General features: G+C 60.7%; 5 protein-coding genes. 4 read left to right on the forward strand and 1 reads right to left on the reverse strand.

Annotated elements, in window-relative coordinates:
• The 4 genes from IT585_05600 to IT585_05615 form a co-directional block, all read left to right on the forward strand.
• The coding region (locus tag IT585_05600) for an HDIG domain-containing protein (GenBank protein MCC6962707.1) at positions 1-533 on the forward strand (533 nt) is incomplete at its 5' end.
• 12 nt (positions 534-545) lie between these two features.
• Entirely contained in the window at positions 546-1367 is an 822-nt protein-coding gene (locus IT585_05605) for a TIGR00282 family metallophosphoesterase (GenBank protein ID MCC6962708.1), read from the forward strand.
• Positions 1364-2251, forward strand: a complete 888-nt coding sequence (folD, locus tag IT585_05610; GenBank protein ID MCC6962709.1) for a bifunctional methylenetetrahydrofolate dehydrogenase/methenyltetrahydrofolate cyclohydrolase FolD — start codon at positions 1364-1366, stop codon at positions 2249-2251. The genes IT585_05605 and folD overlap by 4 nt, the downstream gene beginning before the upstream one ends.
• Positions 2252-2429: 178 nt before the next feature.
• Positions 2430-3212, forward strand: coding sequence for a c-type cytochrome (locus IT585_05615; protein ID MCC6962710.1), 783 nt, complete (start codon positions 2430-2432; stop codon positions 3210-3212).
• A gap of 71 nt (positions 3213-3283) precedes the next feature.
• On the opposite strand, the gene IT585_05620 is transcribed toward IT585_05615, so the two are convergent.
• Positions 3284-4639, reverse strand: a 1356-nt coding sequence (locus IT585_05620) for a hypothetical protein (protein ID MCC6962711.1), incomplete at its 5' end; no start/stop codon positions are given.

Below are 4639 nucleotides of genomic sequence, written 5' to 3' on the forward strand. Positions count from 1 at the left end.
CGACGCTGTGCGCGCTGATGGCGGCGGAGCTGGGGCTCGATGCCGAGTTGGCCAAGCGCGCCGGATTCCTGCACGATATCGGCAAGGCGATCGACCGCGAAACCGAGGGCACGCACACCGAGATCGGGATGGCGTTTCTGCGCAAGTACAATGAGCATGAGTACGTGATCAACGCCGTCGGTTCGCACCACAACGACATCCCGCATATTTCGCCGTACGACATCCTGGTGCAGGCGGCGGACGCGATCTCCGGCGCGCGACCCGGGGCGCGGCGCGAACCGCTGGAAGGCTATATCAAGCGCTTGGAGAAGCTGGAGGAGATTGCGGAGTCGTTCAAGGGCGTGGCGAAATCGTACGCGATCCAGGCGGGACGCGAGGTGCGCGTGATTGTCGAGAACAACGAAATCGACGACATCGGCGCCACGGTCCTGGCGAGCGACATTGCCCGCAAGATCGAAACCGAACTGGAGTACCCGGGGCAGATCAAAGTTACCGTGATTCGCGAGTCGCGCTCGGTCGACTACGCCAAGTGATCGAGGTTTGACTTGCGGATAATGTTCATCGCCGACGTCATGGGGAAACCGGGGCGCTGGATCATCTCCCAGCTACTCCGTGATCTGAAAGCCGAAAAGCGGATCGACTATACGATCTGCAACGTCGAGAACGCCGCCGGCGGTTTCGGCATCACAAGAGAGATGTCGAAGAAGATGTTTTCTTACGGCATCGATCTGCAAACCTCCGGCAACCACATCTGGGATCGGGAAGAAATCCGCGAGTATCTGGCCAATGGACCGAAGCTGATTCGGCCGGCGAATTTTCCCTCGGGGGCGCCCGGCGCGGGAATGTACATCGACAAACTCGCTGACGGGCGGATGGTGGCCACCATGAATCTGCAAGGGCGGATCTACATGAAGGAGATTGACTGTCCGTTCAAGACCGCCGACGGCGAACTCCTGATGGTGGACGGCACGACGCGCGTGATTATTGTCGATATCCACGCCGAAACGACCTCCGAGAAGCAGGCGCTGGCGCATTATCTTGACGGCCGGGTGTCGGCGGTGATCGGCACGCATACCCACGTGCAGACGGCGGATGAGAAGATCCTGCCCAAGGGGACGGCGTATATCACCGACGCTGGCATGACCGGCCCGCACGGGTCGATTATCGGGATGAAGCACGAAGCGGCGGTGAAGCGGTTTCTGACCGGCATGCCGTACAAGTTCCAGGTTGCGACCGATGATGTGAAGATGCAGGGGGTGATCATCGAGATCGACGATCAGACCGGCCGCGCGATCAACATCGAGCGATTCTCGAAGGATGCGCCCGACGGGATGAACGCGGCGCTGTCGGACGAAAAGGAGCCATGAGCGCGCAGATCATCGACGGCACGTTGGTCTCCAAGCAGATCAAGGACGAGCTAACGGCCGAAGTCGCGGCGCTGGCGCAACGGGGGATCGTGCCGGGGCTGGCGGCAGTGCTGGTCGGCAACGATCCGGCCTCGGAAATCTACGTCAATTCCAAAGCCAAAGCGTGCAAGAAGCTGGGGATCTACTCGGAAGTGATCAAGCGGGACGCGGCGATCACACAATCGGAGCTTTATCAGTTGCTGGATGGGCTGAATCAGAATCCGAAGCTCTCGGGAATTCTCCTACAGTCGCCGATTCCGAACCATCTCGACGAATTTGCCGCGTGCCTGCGGATCGATCCGATCAAGGACGTTGACGGCTTCCATCCCGACAATGTCGGGCGGCTGCTGATCGGCGAGCCGCGCTACCAGTCGTGCACGCCGTTGGGCGTGGTGGAGTTGCTGCAGCGCTATCGAATCGAGTTGAAAGGCAAAGAGGCGGTGATTGTCGGCCGCTCGAATATTGTCGGTAAGCCGCTGGCGGCGATGCTGATGCAGAAGTGGCCGGCGACGAACGCGACGGTCACGGTGTGCCACTCGGCGACGCGGGATATCTTTGCGCATACGCGGCGCGCGGATGTGGTGATTACGGCGCTGGGGAAGCCGGAATTCCTGCGGGGGGAGAATATCAAGGAGGGCGCGGTGGTCATCGATGTCGGCATCAATCGGGTGGAAGATGCGACGGCGGAGAAGGGTTATCGCGTGGTTGGCGACTGCCACTTTGAATCGTGCGCGGCGAAAGCCGCCTGGATTACGCCGGTTCCCGGCGGGGTGGGACCGATGACGATCGCGATGCTGCTGACGAACACGGTGCAGGCGGCGAAGCTGCAGCACGGCGTCCGGTAAGCGGCGCGATGAGAATTTGGTCGCAAATCGAGTTGTGCGACGTCGGAACATCCACTAAGTTGACCCACACTAAACGATAGATGTCCTGCTCGCGCCCGGCGGCAATAAGCTCGCTTTGCCATTGTTGCCGCGGGCACCAGGCCGACCCTCTGCACGTAACGGGAAAGGAATTGTTACCGTGTCCGACGTTCATTCGCGCCTTGTGCGCCATCGTAAACTCGCCGTGATCACCATAAGCGGCGCCGTCACCGCGCTGTTGTTGGTCTTCAGTTCATCCACGGGCCAGCAGCAAGAGCGTCCCAAGCCGACGAATCTCCAGGTCTTGCCGCCCGCGATTTCCCACGACTCGCTGATGGATGTGATGGGCGGGTTCACTTCGGGGCTCGGCGTTGGCTGCGATTTTTGCCACGTGCCGAAGGCCCCGGGTTCGCGCGACATGGATTTTGCCGCGGATACGAAGGAGGAAAAGCTGATTGCACGCGCGATGATCACGATGACGCGCGATATTAATCAGGCGTATATCGGCAAGATCGAGGAGTTGCACGAACGACGGGTGCAGGTCGAATGCGTGACTTGCCACCGCGGGCAGCCGCGTCCGGAACAACTGCTTGACCTGCTGGAACGGGTCTATCAGAGCAAGGGATGGGCGGGTGTCGACTCAACTTACCGCGCACTGCGCAATCGCTATTACGGCAGCCACACGTTTGACTTCAGTGAGCAGGCGCTGGTGCACCTGGCGTTCGCGCTGCCGGAGGACAAGGATGCCGACATCATTGCCGCGCTGCAGCTCAATGCCGAGTTCAATCCGAATTCCGCCTTCAATCAATGGGCGCTCGGCCACGAGTACTTGTCGATGGGCGACACGGTACAGGCGGTGACCGCTTTGAAGCGCGCGCTCGAGATCGACCCCAACAGTCGCCGGGCCAAGCGCGAGCTGGAGGCGCTGGGCGTCAAACAGTAGTTGCGGAGAGAACAGCAACGGCGGGAAAGGCGCCGGAAAATCGCCTCTCCTTGAGTCGGTTGCCGGAGCGACTACTCGATGCAGCCCTCCAGCGGTGCAGCGCCACCCAGAAAGACATAGTTCACGAGATAGACGGCATCGGCCAGGTTAGTGCGACAGTCGGCGTTGACGTCGGCGCGATTGCGGTCGTGCGGCGTCGTGCCTCCGGCAAAGAGATAGTTGACCAGGAAGACGATATCCGAGATGCCGACCTGGCAGGACAGATCAACATCGCCGGGATTAGGGCCGAAGAGGCATTGGTAAAGCGCTTCCGCGGTTGCGACGTTGGTCTTGAGGCCGTCAAAATTCAGAGAGTTGTAGAACGGCTGCGGATTCAGGGCGTCGAACAGGGCGGCAAAATTATCGGGCTGGGCATGCAACTGGGGGCCCATAATGACAGCCAGTCCGAACGTGACGCGCTCGCCCGGGGCCAGATCGCCGAGCGTCAGCGAATGAAGGTAGCGCGTGTCGGTGCCGTCGGCCAAGTTGGCGGCCAGGAGGGGAGTCGGCGGCAGCATCCAGCCGGCGGCGCTCAAGTCGATCGCCGACCACAATTGATCGTAGTCACGCTCACCATTGCCCATGAAGAAGTACTTATTGCGGTCGCCGGCGGGCGTGCCGAGACCGCCGGTGCCGAGAGGGCGAAGATTTGATGCCAGCGTCGGTCCCCAATCCAGCAGCGCGTCACCATTCGACACCCACCAGTTGAAGGATTGCGCGGATCCGGGCGGGGTTCCAAGCATGACTGTGCTGAACGCCGCACGCGGCGAGTAAGGGGTCCAGAGACCGTCATCCGGGTCGCCATCGTTGTCGGCGCTCCAGGCCACGAGGAGACTGTCGGCGGAGAATTGACTGGCGATGCGCAGCGATCCGGTGAGATCGTCGGTGAATCCGTTGGGAGCGGCGTGATGCCAAATATCGGTATCGAAAAGGAAGCCAACGCGGAGGCCATTTAAGACATTTGTCCGAATGTTCTCGATGGTAAACCGCATCAGGATGAATTCTTCATACTCGGTCCGGCTCCAGGAGTACGATTCCTGAGTAATCTGGACACCGAGCGGCAGGTGTGGGCGGCCGTCGTCCGGATTCGGGACGGTATAAGCGGGATCGGTGAGAGTGTCAGTGTAGACGGCGATGTAATCGGTCTCGCTGATTGCCTCCGGATCGTAGTTGGGATCGTTCGGCCGATTGGAGCGCTTGATGATGCTGCCCTGAGGCCAGACATCGGGAAAGAATTCGAAAACGTGCTGCCAGCCGTCGTGGCCGGTTGAAACCAGCGTGTCGCCGTTTACGATCGCGCCGATCCAGATCGCGCCTTGGTACAAGTATTCAAGTCCGGAACCAGCCGGGAATTCACACGAGGGCGCCGGCAGTCCGGTTTCGGGATC

This window comes from Candidatus Zixiibacteriota bacterium (genome assembly GCA_020853795.1).
GTDB lineage: Bacteria > Zixibacteria > MSB-5A5 > CAIYYT01 > CAIYYT01 > JADJGC01.